The sequence below is a fragment of the Nitrospira sp. ND1 genome, assembly GCF_900170025.1.
Taxonomy (GTDB): Bacteria; Nitrospirota; Nitrospiria; order Nitrospirales; family Nitrospiraceae; genus Nitrospira_A.
Genome location: NZ_FWEX01000006.1, coordinates 3,271,873 through 3,289,723, shown reverse-complemented (window position 1 = coordinate 3,289,723; position 17,851 = coordinate 3,271,873). Strand labels below are relative to the sequence as shown.

Here is a 17,851-nt window from a genome sequence, read left to right as displayed (position 1 = left end):
CACCGGCATGCCTCACCATCGGCGCCTCACAGCCGGGAGGCGCACACGACGGCAGCGAGCTTTTCTACTGTTGTGTCCCAATCGTACTGCGTGGCCACAGCCTGCCCGGCAGTGAGGTACTGTTCTCGCACCCCGCGATCACTCACCATCAGTCGGATGCGCTCCGCAATATCGGACGGGTCATACGGATCACAGTACATGGCGCCTTCTCCATACACCTCGGGTAACCCCGCGACGCGGGAGACGATGACCGGACAGCCGGACGCCAGCGCCTCCAAGGCCGGAAGCCCGAAACTCTCATAAAGCGAGGGCATCACCAGAACATCCGCGTACCGATAGTAGCGACGGAGCAATTCATCTCCATGCTCCAACTCGCCGACACAGATCACTCGATCGCCCATGGCGGAGGCCATCGCCATCGCCGACGCGTCGCCGGTGATGAGGCCCTCCCGGCGACCGATGATCACCAGGTCATGCGGAATGTGCTTCTGCACCAGGGCAAATGCCTCCAGCAGACGGGACAGGTTCTTGTGCGGCTTGACGCTTCCGACGAAGAGTACGTAGGGTTTCCCGTGGGGCGGCCCGCCAGGCACCGGCGTGAACCATGAGACATCCACCCCGTTATGCACCACGATGACTTCCTGCCGTCCCTCGGGAACGAACTGCAGGAGTTGGTCCCTGGCAAATTGAGAGACACACACAATGGCGGCCGCCTTGGCCCTTACGGCTCGAAACATCAGGCGCGCATAGGCCCGTCGATGCCACCCGTCCACGAATTGCGGCATCGCCAGGTGAAATGTGTCGTGGACCGTCACCAATAGAGGCCCTCGGTACAACAATGGAATATTGTAGTGAGGGGACCAATAGAGGGTGGTATCGCGGGGAATCCGCATCGGGAGCTCAACCTGCTCGCGTAGTGAATAAATCCCCGCCCGGCAATCGATGATCCTGATATTCGGATGCTGAGCCCAGCTGAATCCGCGGAGGAGGTCAGCCTGACCGAGCAGACAAAAGGCGGGCTTGGACAAAACCTTGAACAACCGTGGAACCAGTTCTTGCAGGTATGTCCCGATGCCCGCAGACTGCACCATTCGCATGTCGATGGTGATGGGTCCTTGTTGAATAGGCCACTCTCCTCTCGGTCAACCGGACTGCGCCAACTGCAGCAACCGCGAGACGCGGTGTTTCCAATCGGCTTGCTCCGCATAGGCTCGGTAGAGATCCTGCTGAGGCTCGCGAGTGACGCAGCCTTCGATCGCCGTCACAAACTGCTCGATAGACTCACAGAGCGTCGCCGGGCTCTGCAGCCGCTCCAGTTCACGCCAACGGGTGGCGACAACAGGCAACCCTGCCGCAAGGTATTCATAGAGCTTCAAGGGATGGATGCTATGAACCAATGTCGGGTGGTTCCGCACGTCGAACGGAATGAGCCCCACATCCGCAGCCCGCAAATATTCCGGCAACCGTGAAAACGGCCGGGGCCCGAGCAGATGCAGATTGGCCGCCGGTGCAAACCTGGCATGGGCATGGGGAGTTCCCCCGATGAGGACGAACGAAACGTCCGGCAATGCCGCCACCACACGATTCAGCAGCGCGTAATCGAACCAGGCGTCCATATAGCCTGCATAGACCGCAATGGGTCGTCGGATCGAGGCGTACTCGGACGGAACGGGCACGTCAGGTCTGGCGAAGTGGGAAAAATTAACGCCGTTCGGCAAATGGGCCATGCGACGAGGCTTCAGGCCTTCCACATATTCCTTCAAGGTCTCCGCACTGTACACCACCAGATCGGCGGCGGCAGCCAGTTCACGTTCGGCTGCCCGGGCGGCGGGCGTCGTGCGTCCGAACCCCGAGGTGTTATCGGCAACTCGAAACACGGTTCGCGCACGAGCAACATGAGAGAGCCAGGACAGATGCTTGGGGCTATCGCAGTACAGGAGATCGACATCGCCGAAGCCGTGGTTCCGCACCACCCCGCCGACCGAAGGCCAGGTCAGATGGGCCCAGCCACGCTCAAGCGCGTGACTGCGAAGCAGGGGCTCATTCCGCGGAGTGGCCAATGCCGCCGGAACGTAGGCCCAGAGTTTCTTGCCGAGATCCCAGAAGCCACCCTGTCGGTACAGCCGAAACCTGCTTGCCAGTTCCTTCCGCGCATGACCCAGGAGATGCAGCGGAGAAATGGGATCCGACACGAAACCAACCGTCCATCCGGCATCCACGAAGCCACGGGCCAGATGGTGGCTACCCACTTGGAACGGAGTCGTCCAGTAGTTGGCGCAGGCCATCAAAATCTTCTGTGTCGAATGCCCTTGCTCCACTTACTTGACCGCATGAATGCAGATGAACCACCCCCATCGGGCGGGCAGCCACTGCGTCAGCCAGGCCGGAAGCCGCAGCCGGTCATAGGGCGTCAACACCGGAGTGGCGGTCACCTGAGAAAACTGCGCATACAACTCCCGCACTTCACGAATCGTATAGGCCTTCGTGCCCGGGCTCTCCATATGATGGGCGACCACATGAGCCAGCGTTCTGTCCGGCCGCCCGCGAAGCAAACCATATTTCACCCACAACTTCAGGGCGACCAGTGAATGTCTCCCGTACAACATGCCGATGAACAGGCCATTCGGTTTCAGCACGCGTCGGACTTCGGCGATGATGCGCTCGGGATGCTCCGCATGATGAATGACGCCCCAGGAATAGACCAGATCGAATGACTGATCGGGGAAGGGAAGAATTTCGGCATCGATCCGTTGCAGATAGCTGGTCAATCCATACAACGCCAATCGCGCGCGTGTGACCTCGATGGCCCGTTCGGTCAAATCGACCCCGTGGCAGTCCAAGCCGGCTCGCGCCCATTGCAGGTGATCAGTCCCGGCACCGACCCCGATCTCCAGCATACGTTGACCGTGGTGACGGGTGAATTGCGCGACCGAGTGGATGAAAGGCTCCAGCTCATAGCGGTAGGATTCGATCCGCTCGAACCACTCGCGACTGAGTTCCGGCACCTCACCCACGATTGGGCGGGCGGTGCCGCAAGCCTCCTGGTTCCAATACCGGCGGACGTCTTCGTTATCCTCTTGCACTGATGATCGCCGCATAGATTCTTTCGAGCCTTCCCCGCTCATACCTCTACCTTGAGCCGATTCACGACGACCGCCCCCGCGCAAGGAGTCCCAGGGTGGGCCGATGAAATTCCCCGCGACATCGCAACAGGGATCGCGGGTCGCTGTTAGGCACCTCTCTGTCGAGGGGCTTCGCAGAGCGCCGTCCAAAAGGCAGCCTTGACCACCGACGCATCATGTCGCGCCACGGCGACCTCACGGGCACGTCGGCCGAGCTGCTCGCGGAGCGATGTATGCTGCATGAGCGTTCGAACAGCCGACATGACCGCTTCTTCACCTCGAGTTGCAACGACATATCCCCAGCCTTCCTGTGTCGCATAGCGCGCGGTCGCCACGTCGCCGGGAGCATACACTAGAATCGGCGTTCCTGAAATCATATACGCCGGCGCCTTCGTCGGAAGGGAGAGCCGAATGTACCGGGCACTTCGCGCATCGAAGTTGTACGGCAGGACCAGCAGATCCGTTCCGGCCAGCAGCCGCGCGATCGACTTCGGATCGGGCGGACCTTCGATTCGAACGGCCGGAGAGGACAGGTCGCGAAGATACGCGGACTCGTGGGCCGGTGAATGAATCCAGAGCTGCACGTCGATGCCGTCGGCTGACAATCGGGCCACGGCGCGAGCGATATCTCTCAGACTTTCACGCTGTCCGTCCGGCACGATCGATCCCACATACCGCAGGACAAACGGTGTGCCTGCCTTCCAATCGGTTCGAGAATCCGGCAACCACCGTTCCACATCCAGAGCGTTCTGAAACGGCAGAAAAGGATAACCATAGCGCTGCTGATATTCTTCGCACATTTGCTCGCAGATGGCGAACCGACCCACGGCCTCACGGAGCGTCGCCTTCAGTTCACGACGCAACATGGGTCCCACGACAGGCCCCAATAAGCCGCCGGTGTGCAGCACCGCCGGCCAGTCATCCATCATATGCACCACCAGGGGAATCGCCCATCGCTTCGCAAGCTGCCGCGTGAGATCCACCTGCTCCAGAGAACCCAGAAATCCATAGAGGAGCGTCGGCTGAAATTCATTCACCCACGCCGTCAGGCCGCTCGTGAGGTGGGCGCGCTTGGGCACGCTATCACCGATGACTCGTCTGGCCAGCTCGATGGAGGACGTGCCTACGGAGGGGCCCCGGGCACCGGATGATTCAGACGGCCCGGCCGAGTGCCGCTTGAAGCGTCCGTAGGATCGTCTGAGCAGGGAAAATGGCCAAACCCAGCGTATTTCCTCCTCTGTCAGGCGATAAAAATTCCGGCAGACCGTCCGGTCCACCGGAGTCGCATCATCGTGCAGATTGGCGAGTCGATCAGCCGGCCAGCCGCGGAACAGATTGGTCAGCGTGATGCCGCCGCCGGTCACGAGATTGAAATTATTCCCCGTCACCACCAGAATTCGAGGATAGTCCTGCGTCACCTGGTACTCTTTTCAGCCGGCTCGAGGAGAAACATCCAGTCGGCGGACCACGAAAACGGCAGCCAGTCGGCAACTCGATTGTTCATTCTATAGAGTGCCTGCCGAAACGGCGGCAGCCGGAGCAGCACATCGATGTATGGCCCGCAGAGGAAGGTCCTGGCTCGCCGTTCCGTCACGCGGAACCCGCCGGCAGCGAATACGTCCAGGAGAGGCCGCACCCGGAAAAACTGCACATGGCCGGATTCGAAATTCAAGAATCCAACCTGCTCCTGTTGGAGCAAAGTCTGCACCGGCACCGGCACCGCCACCTCAACGGATCGGGCCTGCATCGCCCGCCGCGCATGCACCAGGCGGCGAACCACCTGATCAATCCCGATTCTGGTCAGACCTCGTTGCAGGCGGCAAAACATTTCATACGATCCATAGCCGTTGGGGGTGGTAATGATTAACGCCCCGTTCGGCTTCAACAGACGCCGCATGAGGCTGAGACAGTCTCGTGGCTGCTGGAGATGTTCGAGGACTTCCGAACAAATAATCAGATCGGCGGCCACCCCTTCCTGGATCAACGACTCGAGATGGCCGGTTCGAAACAAAAGGTTCGGCAGCGGATATCTTCGTTGTGCTTCCTGAATGGACGGCTCATGCATGTCCACCCCCAGCACGCGATGGCCAAGACAGGCCAGGGGATAGGTCACATGATCGCCCGTGCCGCACCCGAAATCGAGAATCGAGAGCGATGGAGTGCCCAGTCGCTGCGCAACTCCGGCCGTCCATGCCTCGATCGTCTGCAGCCGCTTCACGATGCCATAGGAGGTTTCGGGGAAATTCACGGCCCGGCTATCGGCCATGGATCACCGTCTTATACAACTCCTCGAACCGTTGTGTTTGCAACGCCATATCGTACTCGGCTTCCGCAACCTCACGACACCGTGTGCGCAGTCGTCGCCGCAGATCAGGATCGTCCAGGAGGCACTTGATGCCCTCCGACAGGTCGCCGGCATCCTTGTCGCGCGCCAGGTAACCGGTCTCCATCGGCCGTACGGCCTCACCCACACCGCCCACGTTGAAGGCCACCACCGGAGTTCCACAGGCCAGACTTTCCAGCACACCGTTCGGCAAGTTATCTGCCAGGGCGGGATGGACGAACACATCCGCAGCCGAGTAGAGGGTCGCCAACAGATGGTCGTCTTTCACGGTCCCGATGGCCGTCACAGGGACATTCACGGCGGTCTCCCACTCACCGGCGCGGTTCCCGACCACCAACAGGCGGAAGGGCTTCCGGGTCTTCCCCTTGAGAGCGTTCACAGCCTCTGTGACGAAGGTGCCGCCCTTGCGATAGGCCTGCGTCTCCACGGAGCTGAACAACACGAGATCCTCATCCTGCGGGAGCCCTAACACCGTTCGAGCCGAGGCTTGATCGATCGGTCGAAACACGTTCAGATTCAGACCGTTCGGAATCACTCGCAACGGCCAATGCCCGACCAGCGGGCTTTGCTCAGCCAGCCCGGCGATCCACCGCGACGGCGCCACCAACGTCACGTTCGCATCGGCATAGATACGCTGCTTCGTTCGCCACAGCAGCGCCGTCCGGTCCGCCCTCAAGGCAGGCTCGTCATTCAACAGCGGGCAGGCACCGCATCCCGTTTTCCACCGTTCGCAATCATAGGAATAACAGCAATGGCCGGTCAGGGGCCACATGTCCGACAGACGCCAGACAAACGGCTTGCGCCGACTGGCGACGCCCAACACGGAATGGCTGAAATACCCGCCGTGCGTATTGTAGAGCTGCACGACATCGGCAGCCTGAAACCAGGGATGGCGCAGCAACCGCCAGGACGAAGGCAAGAACAGATACTGCAGACTCAAGGCATCGGTCGCCCGGCGCGCCAGCCAATCCGCCGCGCGCCATGGCATGCTGCCCCAAATCGGCCCCGCGTCCGACGCACCATGCACCAACCCCGAGACAAGCATACGCGAGGTATGGCCTCGCCGCATGAGGCTCGAATGAATTCGATAGGCCGCCCGGCCGGACCCGCCCAGGTTGTACTCTGTGCTGAGATGGAGAATGTTCATACCACATGCGAGCCGGACATCCTCAAATAGGATGTCCGGCAGACTTAGAGCGCAACCCCACGGATACTGTTGCGAATCCGCCTGAGCGGGGCCTCCACCACGACGTTCATCCCGTAGGCGAGCGCCAAAGACAGTAGAATCGCCGCCAGCTGATACCGGGCACCTTTCGCCTCCAACAGAGTCGCGAACCCGACGACGATGACATAATGATTCAAATACAACGGGTATGAGAGGTCACCGAACCACCGGTCTGCGTTCTTCAATCTAAGTCCTGCACCGGCATAGGAGAGAGGATAGATGAGTACTGCCGCCATCACAAGGAGCACGAGGGCTGTCAGCCCTCTGGCTGTCATGAGGTTCGCGACCCAGGCATGATCGAGAGGCACCTCGCCCTGAATGTAGCGGGAAAAATGCAGCAGCATGAGAGGGGCAACCACCACGACACCCGTCCATTCCACCGCACCGGCTCGTGTTCTCAGTCTATACAAGAGTACGCCGAGCAAAAAATAGGGAACGAACGACAAGGGTCTGTAGAGCTTGTGCACATATTCATGGCAAAGATGCGCCAGAAGAATTCCCCCTCCCATGCAATAAAACAGGAAACCGACAGAAGCGTACCTGCCGATAAACCTTCGCCCGGACACCAGACATATCGCGAATACCGAGAGATAAAACATGACCTCTATGAACACGGCCCAGGCGTAGCTGATAAAGTGATAATACTCCTTCAAGCCGATGAGGTTATTCACGTTCAGAATCGGGATGAGCTCCGTCAAATTGACGAGGACGGTTTCGACGGAGAGCATGTCAGCACGAAAATACGCAGCCGGTAGAGCACGGGCGCCGTGGTTGATCAGCGCCGCATGAACGATCACAGAAACGCCTATGGCAGCCCAAAACGGGGGGATCAACCGTAAGAACCTGTTGCCCAGAAAGCTATACGGCCGGCCCCAGTAGAACCGATCGATGGCTTCGGAAATAATAAAACCCGAGAGAATAAAAAACGTCATCACTCCGATGTTGCCGATCCCGATAGACGACAGGAAATGTCGCTCGGGTGCTTCGAAGGCAAACTCCCAGGTGTGACTCAACACAACCAGCAGGGCCAGCACAAAACGGTATATCCCGAATACCTTGTATGCACCCTGCCCCTGTTCCCCCTTCATCCCATCGGCGACCTGACCGGAAGCGGATCCGGGTCGATCGGTCACTGGCCCACTGCCCTCTGCCGCTGGTGATCTCGAGAAGGCCATCTAGCGGCAGAGCTCCTGCCAGGAGAAATTCGGACATTCGGTCAGTGCCTGTTCGATATACAGATTGTGCCACAGCTGAAACATGAGGGCCGTCCAGACCTGCGGGTGGTAGTCCGCCCGGCCTTCAACATGGGGGCGAACGAACCGCGCATAAAACTCGGGTCGGAACAATCCCTGCTCGGCCAGCCTGGCGGGCGCAAGTAGCCGTTCAGCCAGCGGACGGAGCGGTCCGCGTAACCACCGGGCCGTGGGGATCACGAACCCGCGCTTCGGCGCATGCAGCAGGTCATCGGGCAACAGATCGCGCACGGCCTGCCGGAGCAAATACTTGGGGTCCTCCGGCTTCGTCCTGATCTGGGCCGGAATACGCATGACCGCCTCGACGAACAGGTGATCCAAAAACGGCACGCGCGCCTCCAACGAATGGGCCATTGAAAACCGATCGGTCATAAACAGGAACTCTTCCGGCAACTGCGTCCGCATCGCCAGATGCATCACGGCATCCCGGGGCTGCTCACTCTGGGATTCCCGGTAGTATTCTCGCAACAGTTCCACCGTGTCCTGAATGATTCTTCCGTCCGACGGCGGCGCCAGGACCTCGTTCCGTTTCATGGACTCGGAGAGGTAATAGAAGGCCTGCACGTAGTCCCATCCGAACAGATCGCGCCGTACCTGCGGATAGTGACGCCATCGCTCCTTCCTTCGTAAACCTCCGATGCCATGCGGAAGCTGGTCGACCAGCGAGGCGACCAACGGCCAGCCTCGCTCTAGCCACGCCGGCAGCGGGGCGGCCTGCGTCCCCGGCAAAGTCCGCTGTTCCAGCTGAATGTACCGCCCGTAATCTCCGAACAATTCATCACCGCCGGTTCCCGTCATCCCGACCTTGACGTCTTGCTGCATGAACTGAAACACATACCAGGACGGCAGCCCACCGCCGTACGGTTCATCCAGCGACCACACCATTTTGAGCAAGTCACGAAGCAGGTCCTCCGGCTGGAGCACCAATTCATGATGGTCGGTCCCCCAGCGCTGCGCGACCGCTCGCGCGAGCGGTAACTCATCGAGCGCAGCGGCGCCCTCCCCTACGAATCCGAGCGAGTAGGTTTTGAGCTGCCGATGACCGCTCTCGGCCAACAGTCCGACGATGCTGGAGGAGTCCAATCCACCGGACAACGAGCAGCCGATCGGCACATCGCTGAGACTCCAACGACGAACCGCGGCCCCCAACTCGGCTCGAACCAGCTCACTCCATTCCCCCACCGACCGATCTTCTTGCGGCGCAAATGAAGGACGCCAATACGAGCGGGTTTCGAATCGGCCGGTCTTCAAGTCGTAGCGAAACCAATGACCCGGCGCAAGCCGAGACACGCCCCGGATGATGGAAGCCGTCCCCGGAACGAACCGCAGCGTCAGGTAGTGGGAAAGGCTGCTCTCATCGAGCGTACGAGCAAGGCCGGGCATCCGCAGCAGACTCTTCAGTTCCGATGCAAACGCAAACGCATCGGGCCGCCGGGCATAATACAGCGGCTTGATCCCCACCCGGTCCCGCGCGCCGAATAAGAGATTGCGCCGCTTGTCGTGGAGCACGAAGGCGAACATGCCGTTCAACTCCGCCAACATGCCCTCCTGCTTCTCGTCGTACAATCGCAACAGCGTTTCGGTATCGGAATTCGCCGTGTGAAACCGGTGCCCGCGTTCCTCAAGTCCGCGTCGCAGATCCGGAGAATTGAAGATTTCTCCGTTGTAGACGATCCACACGGACTGATCGGGATTCGCCATCGGCTGGTGGCCGTGCGCGAGATCCAGAATACCGAGCCGCCGCATGCCCAGGCAGAGCCTGGCCGCAGGATCGTCGTAATGACCGCCGTCGTCCGGGCCACGATGGACCAGCGCACCGGTCATGGCGCGGACAACCTCAGCGGCTCCGGGCCCCGCCATACCGGCTATGCCGCACATGACGACACCCTCGAACTGTGATGTGGACTGCAGAGTAAGGGACTCGTGTTAGGCATGCGGCGAGAGAAAATCTTCCTGTCCGGATTGAATCCACGCAGCGAGCGCGCGGAGATCGGCCGCCGCGTGCAATTCCTGCCCTTTCGGCAGGCAGACCCTGGTCTGCAAACTCGCCTTGGCATCGCGCTGATATTCCAATGCCACCGTGCGTAGCGTCAGGGGGCGCGCGATGAACACGCCATAGGCAAGCCGCTCCGCCAACTCGCGCTCCCGGGCCGTGAGCGAAGGAAGATCCTGAATGTGGGCTAAACGGTCCAGGTACTGACTTCTCGATTCGGAGTCGACGGTGAACCCGAGCCGGTCGTATCGTCCGGTCCCCGCAGTCAACACGGGAATGCCAAAACTGGCCGCTTCAATCCCCACGGTTCCACGAACCGTCACACAATAGTCCATGACGGAATACAGGGAAAGGGTACTCAGGCGACTGTCGGGTTGAATGATGCGCACATGCGGCGGCGGACTCTCGCCGAGCGAACGGATCGCCGTCAGCTCGGACGGCTCGGACCCGACTCCGTCCCGCATGTTCTTGACGATGTTGGCCGGATGAATCTTGACGATCCAATTCACGCAAGGATTCGTGTAAGCCACCTTCATGGTCTCCACGAACCATTCTTCGTAACTCTCGAACAGATCGGTTCCATAGAAGAAGGTGCCGTCCCAGAAGATGTGCGGAAAGACGACGACGGTTTTCTTTCCATCCTCCAGGCCTAAGGTGCGCCGAACCTCAGCGGGATCTTCCAGCTTCGTGTGAAACTGGGTACCGACCTCGCTGTACCATTCGCCGCTGGTATAACTGCCGACCAATTCGCGACGGAGGAGATTACGATCCGCCTCCGTCCACGGCTTGGCTTGTAGTTCGCCCCACGTGGAGGCCGACAGCGAGGCCGGATGGACTTCGCGGTTTCCCCGGCTGTAGCGCTTGAGCATCAACTGATTGTTTCGGTGCGCGGCATTCCACGTGATCGTGTCGATCCCGGCGGCCAGACAGAGATCGAACAGTTCTCCGCGCGGGCTGTACCCCGTATCCACGGACAGCACGAGTTGCGGACGAAGGGTTTCGACGATAGCCTCCGCTGTCCTGGCATAACACATGGCGCGATGAAGAAACGGCAGGAGCGCGTCGCGAACCGTCCGGTCTGAGAGATCGAGCCTCCCCACCCGCAAGTGGCGCAATACCGTCGAGGCCGCATACTTTCCGACCCGGGCGCCGCAATAGTCGGTCTTGATCAGCTGCTCGAAGGAACCGATGGATGCCATCAAGTGCACAGCCTCAGCCATCGGCACGTGCCGGAAGCAATCGTCCCAATACAGATGCTCCTGAACGCCGATCTCGCAGTAATAGGCCTCCATCCACCGGTCGTAATCCGTCAAGATCACCGGCCGATAGCCGGCCAACCGGAACGCCGTGACGAGAGCGATCTCAACCAACTGGCCCAAAGACCCCGAACTGACCACCAGCACCCGCTGATTGTCGGAGGACTCCGGGGGCACGGCGCGGCGAAACGCGGCCCCGTAATCAGCGGCGAACCGTCGAAATGCCTGATCGAGACCGGCCTCCCGGTCACGGAACGCCGGATCCATAGTCCTTCGAAAATGGTACTGAAGGGCGCGAGCGGCGGGAAGCACGTGGACGCGAGAAAGGACGCGCTTAAGAGACGTTTTCCAGTTACGATGGGTCATGAAGGCGCGCGGACGAGGTGCGGTCTCCTGTTAGGTCATCTCATCGATCAGGTACGGCAACTCGGTGCTTTCCCATTTTTCAAAAATGCTGTTCATTTCAATGATACGACGGATGCCATCTTCCAATGTGACACGCGATTCAAACCCCAATAACCGTTTTGCCTTCTCGCCGGAACAATAACGGCGATGAATTTCACGGCTCGCATGACGGTCGGTGCCTTGAAAGTCGGCGGCATATTTGATTTCAACCGAGGGATTTCCGCTCGCCTTGACCACGAGATCCGCCAGCTCCTTCAATGAGGTGGGCCGGTCGCTGTTGCCGAGATTGATCACCTGACCGACGGCTTCAGGCCTGAGCAGGGCCTCCACGACGCCCCGGGCCGTATCCTCACTGTAACAGTAGGAGCGGATTTGATCGCCGCTGCCGTTGATCACGATCGGCTTGCCCGTCATGGCATTCTGAATGAACTTGGGCAGGACGAACTGGGCGGCCTGATAGGGGCCGTAGGCATTGAAAAAGCGCAGGATGACGTGCTCGAATTCAGGATACCGTTGCGCATAGCCGATGCAGAGTTCTTCGCCGGCGAGTTTACTGACCGCATACACGGTCTTCCCCTGCGTGATGGTGTCTTCAGTGATGGGGTTCTCGATGGGCTCGCCGTAGACCTCCGACGAGGAGGCGAACACCAGACGCTTGATGCGATGTTGGATGGCACAGTCCAGCACCCGCTTCGTCCCGTCCACGTTGATTTCGAGGCATCGTAAGCGATTGACCTCCGTCCGTCGCACACCGAGCAGTGCGGCCAGATGGATGACTGCTCCACAGCCGGCCATGGCCTCACGAATCGAGGAGACATCCAGAATCGAACCGTAAAACACCTTCGCCTTCTCCGGAAGAGCCTTCCTGACACGAGCGATCTGCTCGCCAAGGTCCAGCAAATGCACCTCAATACCCCGCCGATCCAGCTCGCGACAAACCTGAATCCCGATACAACCGGCGCCGCCGGTGACCAATACAGGAGCATTCATAAATTCCGAGCCTCTAATAGGTCATCTGTTTGTTGAGGAGCTTGCCGAGATCAACGTCTTCCAATACCTTGCAGATCCGCTCCGAGCTGTTGCCGTCGCCGTAAGGATTCTCACAGGCCTTCAGCCTTGTTCTGAACTCACTGTCATGGAGCGCGCGCTCGATTGCCTGGCCGATCAGCCGACGGTCGAATTCCGGCACGGTGATCACGTTACACGCGCGCATACGGCCGGTCTGGCGGCTGCCGATGTCCAACGCCGGCAATTTGAACGACGGCGCTTCCAGAATGCCGACGCTGGAATTGCCGATGAGTACCGACACAGCGGTCAGGAGGCTTAGGAACACCTCCCGCTCCAGATTCTTGAACGTCTTGATGGTCGGAACCTGCTCATAGTGACGAATGACGTTGATGATCTCCTGCCCGGCCGCATCGACATTGGGATAGATCACCAGCGCCTGATGCCCGCTCTCCTTCACCGCTGCCAGGGTCTCTTCCATCTGGTTTCTAGCCAGATGCACTTCCGCCAATACCGCGTGCTGGATGACGAGCAACACCGGCTTATCGAAATCCACCCCGAAGATCTTCGCCAGTTCGTTGCGGTCCATCTTCTTGCCGTGCACGACGTCGTCCAGCTGCGGGGCGCCGACGTTGAAAATCCGCCAGGGTTCTTCTCCCATTTTTCTCACCCGCTCGGCGGAATCTTCACAGGCCGGAAGGTGGATGTGGGCCAGCTTGGTAATGGCGTGACGGGCGGACCCGTCGATATGGCCGGACAGGTCGCCGGATTGAATGTGTGCAACCGGAATATTCATATAGGCCGCCGTCACCGTCGCCGCCAGGATCTCTGCACGATCCCCGGCCACCAGCAACAGATCCGGCTTCAACATGTCGAACACCTGAGCGAGGCCTTGCATTTCAACGCCCAGCGACTTGGCCCAGGCCGTCGGAGTATCCCCGCCCACGTACATATCCACGCGGGCCGCCGGCGTAAACCCGTCCCGCACGATTTCGTTGATCGACGAACCATACTCCTTTAACAGATGCATGCCGGTCACGATGAGCTGCAACTCCAGCCGCTCCGACCGTTCGATCAGGTGCATGACCCGTTTGACATACCCGTAGGTGGCTCTGGCTTCGGATACGACGGCAATCTTGCGCGGCTTCATGCGTTCAACTGCTCCCAGCGGATTTGACTGTCCTTCGGAATGTCTGTTTTGGCGACCTTCCCGATCACCTTCTTCAAATCCTTCGCCGCCACCACACCGGGCCCCGGACTCGGCCGCTTTACCCACACCATGTCGTTGGTAATGACCGTGCCGCGCGGGATCCCGACCTCCGACACGACGCTCTCGCGCGCCCAGGCGACGATTTCGCGCTCCTCCGGGAAGATCTGCCGTTCGGCCCCTCGCCCGCGGAACACGGCATCCACGCCTTTCACCAGTTCACTCAATTCATCCGGTTCGATCGACACGGGATGATCGGGCCCCGGCTGTTGCCGGTCGAGCGTGAAATGCTTTTCGATCAGACAGGCTCCCAAAGCGGCAGCCCCGATGCCGGTATAGATGCCTCGTGAATGGTCCGACAAGCCGACCGGCACGGAGAAAAGCTCACGATACCTGGCGATCATACCCAGGTTCACCCGGTCGTAGGGCGTCGGGTACGCGGAGACACAATGCGTCAAGGCGAATGGGGTCTTCAGTTGCCGCAACAGTGCGACCGTCTCCCCGACCTCTTCGATCGTGCACATCCCGGTCGAGACGATCATCGGTTTGCCCTTGCGGCCGATATGTTCGATCAGCGGCAGATTGGTCAATTCACCGGACCCGGTCTTGTACGCAGCCACCCCGAGCTCTTCCAGCATATCCGCGCCGATCCGGCTGAACGGCGTGCAGAGATACAGGATACCCAACGACTCGCAGAGTCGCTTCAGCTCACGATGTTGATCGATCGACAGGTTGGTTTTATCCAGCGTCACATAGAGCGGCTCCGCAAAGTTCGCCGATTGCGGCGTCTCCCGAAGCATCTCGTTATCCAGGACATGAATCTGAAACTTGATGATATGGGCGCCCATCGCGTGCGCGATATACACCATGCGCTTGGCCGTCTCGAAATCGCCCTGATGATTGACCGCCGCCTCGGCGATCACCAACGGCGAATGGTCCGGTCCGATGCGATAGGGGCCGATGGGAATGGATTCAATCTCAACCATGCTGCTCCTCCGTGAGACGCTGCGCCAGCACCGCCTCCGCCACAATGAAATCCAGGGGCTCGTTGATATCGATGGCCTCGCGCGGATCCTCGACGACCACCCCGTACCGCGTTCGGCCAAGCACCGATCGGTCCCGTTCCAGCACCTCGGTTCTGGTCACATACACCGTGCTGCTCTCCTCATACAAGGGCTGGCGTTCCTGCCGACGGCGCGGCTGATCGGGAAAGAGATATTCGAACCGGCCGTCCTGCAGACGACCGTAACACTTCCGTGTCTCCGCCACCGTCATCACACAATCCATCTCCGGATGCCGGATCGCCTCGGCAATGCAGCGATCGATCAATTCCGTGGACCTGAGCGGAGAGGTCGGCTCCAGAGTGACCACGAACTCCGGCCGATAACTTTGCCTGGCCAACACCTCCAGGGCATGCAACAGGGCCCATTCAGTCGGGGCCTGGTCGGTCGCCAGATCTGCCGGACGCTCGATAACCTCCGCACCATACTCTCGCGCGACCCTCACGATGTCCGCATGATCCGTCGAGACCACATAGCGGTCAAGATAGGCCGAGCGCTTGGCTGCCTGGATCGTAAACGCCAACAGCGGGATGCCGTTCAGCGGACGGATGTTTTTCAGGGGGATCGATTTCGACCCCCCGCGGGCTGGAATGACAGCCAGAACATGCATCAGGGCCGCGCTGCCTCCGGCGTCTGCGCTGAATTCACCACTTCCGCGTGTACAGTGCGTAACCCGGGGATATGCCCGACCAAGTCCGTCCAGAATGGGGCCGGCTGCACCCGAGGTGTCTCATGGTACAGGGAGAAGTCGAAGTGGTTCAACGCATTCCCTTCCAGATAGCGCGATGTGTGCAGATTCACCGACAAGAGCGTCCCGCCCGGCTTGAGCGTCCGCGCCATGAAACGGAGATAAGCCACAATGCGAGTACCGGCCTCCTCCTCCCACAGATACCGCACAGACTCGAGCAATGTGCGCGCCTCCTCGCGGGAAGGCGAGAATACCGTCTGAAACATCGTCTTATCGCGAACGGTAAATTTCATATCGCGCCATCCCGCCGGCTACGCAAGCGGCGAAAGCAGAACCCGGCACAGATAGAGCCGGCGCTGAATCAGGGCGCGCGCCAACCGGACCTTCGAGGAGGCGTTCATATATTCCCATTGGTCCGGCGCCAGCCACTGCAGGAACAGCGGCAACCTGGCCGGGACCTCCGCGGCATCCTCTTCGGAAAAATATCCCAGCCGGCGACCGAGCTCGTAAGTTCGAAGCAAAATTAAATTCCGCTCGCGCTCGGTCAGGATGTCATCGTACCCATAGGCTTTCGCCATATCGGACACGACCTCCGCGGGTGTCTCCACGCCTTTCAGGCTCGAATTGATCGGAAGGGATTTGGTATGCCGACCTCCCAGGACCGTTTGGACCGTCGGCTCATCGGGAGGCGCGACGCCTAGCCAGGAACAGATATCCGTGACCGTGCGGGTCGGCGAATCGCAGATATCCTCATAGCGAACGAGATAGTGCCGAGTCGGATCCGTCGTAAGACCCTGCAGCGTGAACTCCGCATGTGGAATCCAGCGGGACTCCAGTTGCAACCGGAGAATGTCGCCGCCCTGAAACCAGAACGGCTTTTGCTTCAAGACCATGTCCGTGCGCTTGAGCGAGCTGTAATTGGAATAGGGATGCCGCATGATGTGAAGACATTTCATGCCGGGAAACATGGCCTGGTAGCGGGAAAGATCGGAGACTTCGATCGACTTGAACATCAGCAGCGGCGTCGCCGGCAACATCCGCTGATCGAAACAGAGTCGGATCGCATCCAGATAGGATTCCAGATCGTGTTTCGCATCGCCGGTGACGCGCGCCATGATACGCTCGAGCGGAACGCCGTCGGGGGTGATGGGCTGTACCAGCTTATCCAGATAGGTCTGCTTGAGCTCATCAAGCTGGTCGGCTGCCCAGGCTCGAAACAACTGCCGCTGCCGCTGCTCGAACGTCCCTCCCGCTTGACCAGGCAGGTGCGACGCGCAGGAAGCCAACGTCCGTTTCACGGCACTCCTCAGCGAACGCGGCGCGAAACTGCGCAAGTAGTTCAGTTCGATCGGGTAGATCCACAGGCCAGGACTGCCGTCCAGCAGCCGCATGAGCAGCGACGACCCGTTGCGACCGGCGCCGAAGATACCAACCAGCACGGATGCCCTCCTAACGGACGCGCTCGATGTGAGCCAACCGGTTGACCGACTTGACGAGGCGAAACGATTGTTGCGCCACGATTTCGTTCAGCAACTTTCCGACCGATTCTGAATGCGTGTGAAAGACGGCTTCATCGCAGGCATCGTCGAAGAGGACCGCGCCGCCGACTTTCACGCGCCGGCCGAAACGTTCGAAATCATTCTTCACACCTTCGTAACTGTGGTCGCCGTCGATGAACACGAGGTCGACCTCGCCGGTCTCGACTTCGATCGTCCGTGAATCGCCGACCAGCAACGTGACGGACAGGCCAAATCTCGCGCAGATATCGCGAATCTCATCGTCGAACGTCCGGTTAGTGCCTCGCTGGTGCAAACGCGCTTCCTTTTCGCCGAGATCAATCGACCAGAACTCGCCCTGTCCGTTCATGGCTGCGGCAATCGTCAGGGTGGAGCCTCCCTTATATCGCCCGATTTCAATGACCTTGCGCGGTTTCAATCGACGGACCAGCCCGAACAGGTACGCGGTCTGCCGAACGGTCATCGCGATCACCCCGTGATCGAGCGAGGTGCTGGCGAACAAGCCGGAAAGATCTTCGAATTGCAGCGGAGCGGAGGGGGACAAGTCGAACGGCATCGTATCCAGGGAGGGGGTCCGGTTCAGTTTCGGACCGAGCGCCTCCAGCAACAGTTGCGGATTCCGCTCCGCTAATTGCTTGGCAACCGCCGTACATAGGAACTCCGGTAACAAGGTAGCAAGGCCTTCTCCGATTCGAGAAGCAATCGCGTTCTTCACGGTCCCCTCTTAATCTAACTCGCGCGGCGAGTCGTTGCTGGTTCTCCAAGTGCGCATACG

Annotated in this window: 16 protein-coding genes; all 16 read right to left on the bottom strand. The window is 59.9% G+C overall.

Annotated elements, in window-relative coordinates; translation table 11 throughout:
• Positions 1-26: 26 nt before the first annotated feature.
• Positions 27-1,097, bottom strand: coding sequence for a glycosyltransferase family 4 protein (locus NSND_RS20095; RefSeq protein ID WP_080880685.1), 1,071 nt, complete (start codon positions 1,095-1,097; stop codon positions 27-29).
• A 45-nt stretch (positions 1,098-1,142) separates the two neighbouring features.
• Complete coding sequence (locus tag NSND_RS20090; RefSeq protein WP_080880684.1) at positions 1,143-2,285, bottom strand: GumK N-terminal domain-containing glycosyltransferase; 1,143 nt, start codon at positions 2,283-2,285, stop codon at positions 1,143-1,145.
• 33 nt (positions 2,286-2,318) lie between these two features.
• Positions 2,319-3,098 (bottom strand): class I SAM-dependent methyltransferase, encoded by a 780-nt coding sequence (locus tag NSND_RS20085; RefSeq protein ID WP_159450914.1) that lies wholly within the window; start codon positions 3,096-3,098, stop codon positions 2,319-2,321.
• Positions 3,099-3,229: 131 nt separating this feature from the next.
• Positions 3,230-4,540 carry a glycosyltransferase family protein gene (locus NSND_RS20080; protein WP_080880682.1) on the bottom strand — a complete coding sequence of 437 codons (1,311 nt, stop codon included), beginning with the start codon at positions 4,538-4,540 and terminating at the stop codon, positions 3,230-3,232.
• Positions 4,537-5,388 (bottom strand): class I SAM-dependent methyltransferase, encoded by an 852-nt coding sequence (locus NSND_RS20075; RefSeq protein WP_080880681.1) that lies wholly within the window; start codon positions 5,386-5,388, stop codon positions 4,537-4,539. Before NSND_RS20075 ends, NSND_RS20080 begins: the two co-directional genes overlap by 4 nt.
• Positions 5,378-6,613, bottom strand: coding sequence for a glycosyltransferase family 4 protein (locus NSND_RS20070; protein ID WP_080880680.1), 1,236 nt, complete (start codon positions 6,611-6,613; stop codon positions 5,378-5,380). Before NSND_RS20070 ends, NSND_RS20075 begins: the two co-directional genes overlap by 11 nt.
• Before the next feature lie 44 nt (positions 6,614-6,657).
• Positions 6,658-7,824: an acyltransferase family protein gene (locus NSND_RS20065; RefSeq protein ID WP_159450913.1), complete on the bottom strand. Its 1,167-nt coding sequence runs from the start codon at positions 7,822-7,824 to the stop codon at positions 6,658-6,660.
• Between the two features lie 42 nt (positions 7,825-7,866).
• Entirely contained in the window at positions 7,867-9,822 is a 1,956-nt protein-coding gene (gene asnB, locus NSND_RS20060) for an asparagine synthase (glutamine-hydrolyzing) (protein ID WP_080880678.1), read from the bottom strand.
• Positions 9,823-9,870: 48 nt separating this feature from the next.
• Positions 9,871-11,460: a hypothetical protein gene (locus tag NSND_RS20055; protein WP_080880677.1), complete on the bottom strand. Its 1,590-nt coding sequence runs from the start codon at positions 11,458-11,460 to the stop codon at positions 9,871-9,873.
• A 129-nt stretch (positions 11,461-11,589) separates the two neighbouring features.
• Entirely contained in the window at positions 11,590-12,588 is a 999-nt protein-coding gene (locus NSND_RS20050; protein ID WP_080880676.1) for an NAD-dependent epimerase/dehydratase family protein, read from the bottom strand.
• A 13-nt stretch (positions 12,589-12,601) separates the two neighbouring features.
• Positions 12,602-13,753 carry a UDP-N-acetylglucosamine 2-epimerase gene (gene neuC, locus NSND_RS20045; protein WP_080880675.1) on the bottom strand — a complete coding sequence of 384 codons (1,152 nt, stop codon included), beginning with the start codon at positions 13,751-13,753 and terminating at the stop codon, positions 12,602-12,604.
• On the bottom strand, positions 13,750-14,796 hold the full coding sequence (locus NSND_RS20040; protein ID WP_080880674.1) for an N-acetylneuraminate synthase family protein: 1,047 nt from the start codon (positions 14,794-14,796) through the stop codon (positions 13,750-13,752). The genes neuC and NSND_RS20040 overlap by 4 nt, the downstream gene beginning before the upstream one ends.
• A complete protein-coding gene (locus NSND_RS20035; RefSeq protein WP_080880673.1) occupies positions 14,789-15,481 on the bottom strand; it encodes an acylneuraminate cytidylyltransferase family protein in 693 nt (230 codons plus the stop codon). Before NSND_RS20035 ends, NSND_RS20040 begins: the two co-directional genes overlap by 8 nt.
• Positions 15,481-15,852: a hypothetical protein gene (locus tag NSND_RS20030; protein ID WP_080880672.1), complete on the bottom strand. Its 372-nt coding sequence runs from the start codon at positions 15,850-15,852 to the stop codon at positions 15,481-15,483. The genes NSND_RS20035 and NSND_RS20030 overlap by 1 nt, the downstream gene beginning before the upstream one ends.
• A gap of 18 nt (positions 15,853-15,870) precedes the next feature.
• The gene (locus NSND_RS20025; protein ID WP_080880671.1) at positions 15,871-16,998 is read right to left on the bottom strand and encodes a sulfotransferase; all 1,128 of its coding nucleotides are present in this window, start codon (positions 16,996-16,998) and stop codon (positions 15,871-15,873) included.
• 10 nt (positions 16,999-17,008) lie between these two features.
• On the bottom strand, positions 17,009-17,791 hold the full coding sequence (locus NSND_RS20020) for a class I SAM-dependent methyltransferase (RefSeq protein WP_080880670.1): 783 nt from the start codon (positions 17,789-17,791) through the stop codon (positions 17,009-17,011).
• Between the last annotated feature and the right edge of the window lie 60 nt (positions 17,792-17,851).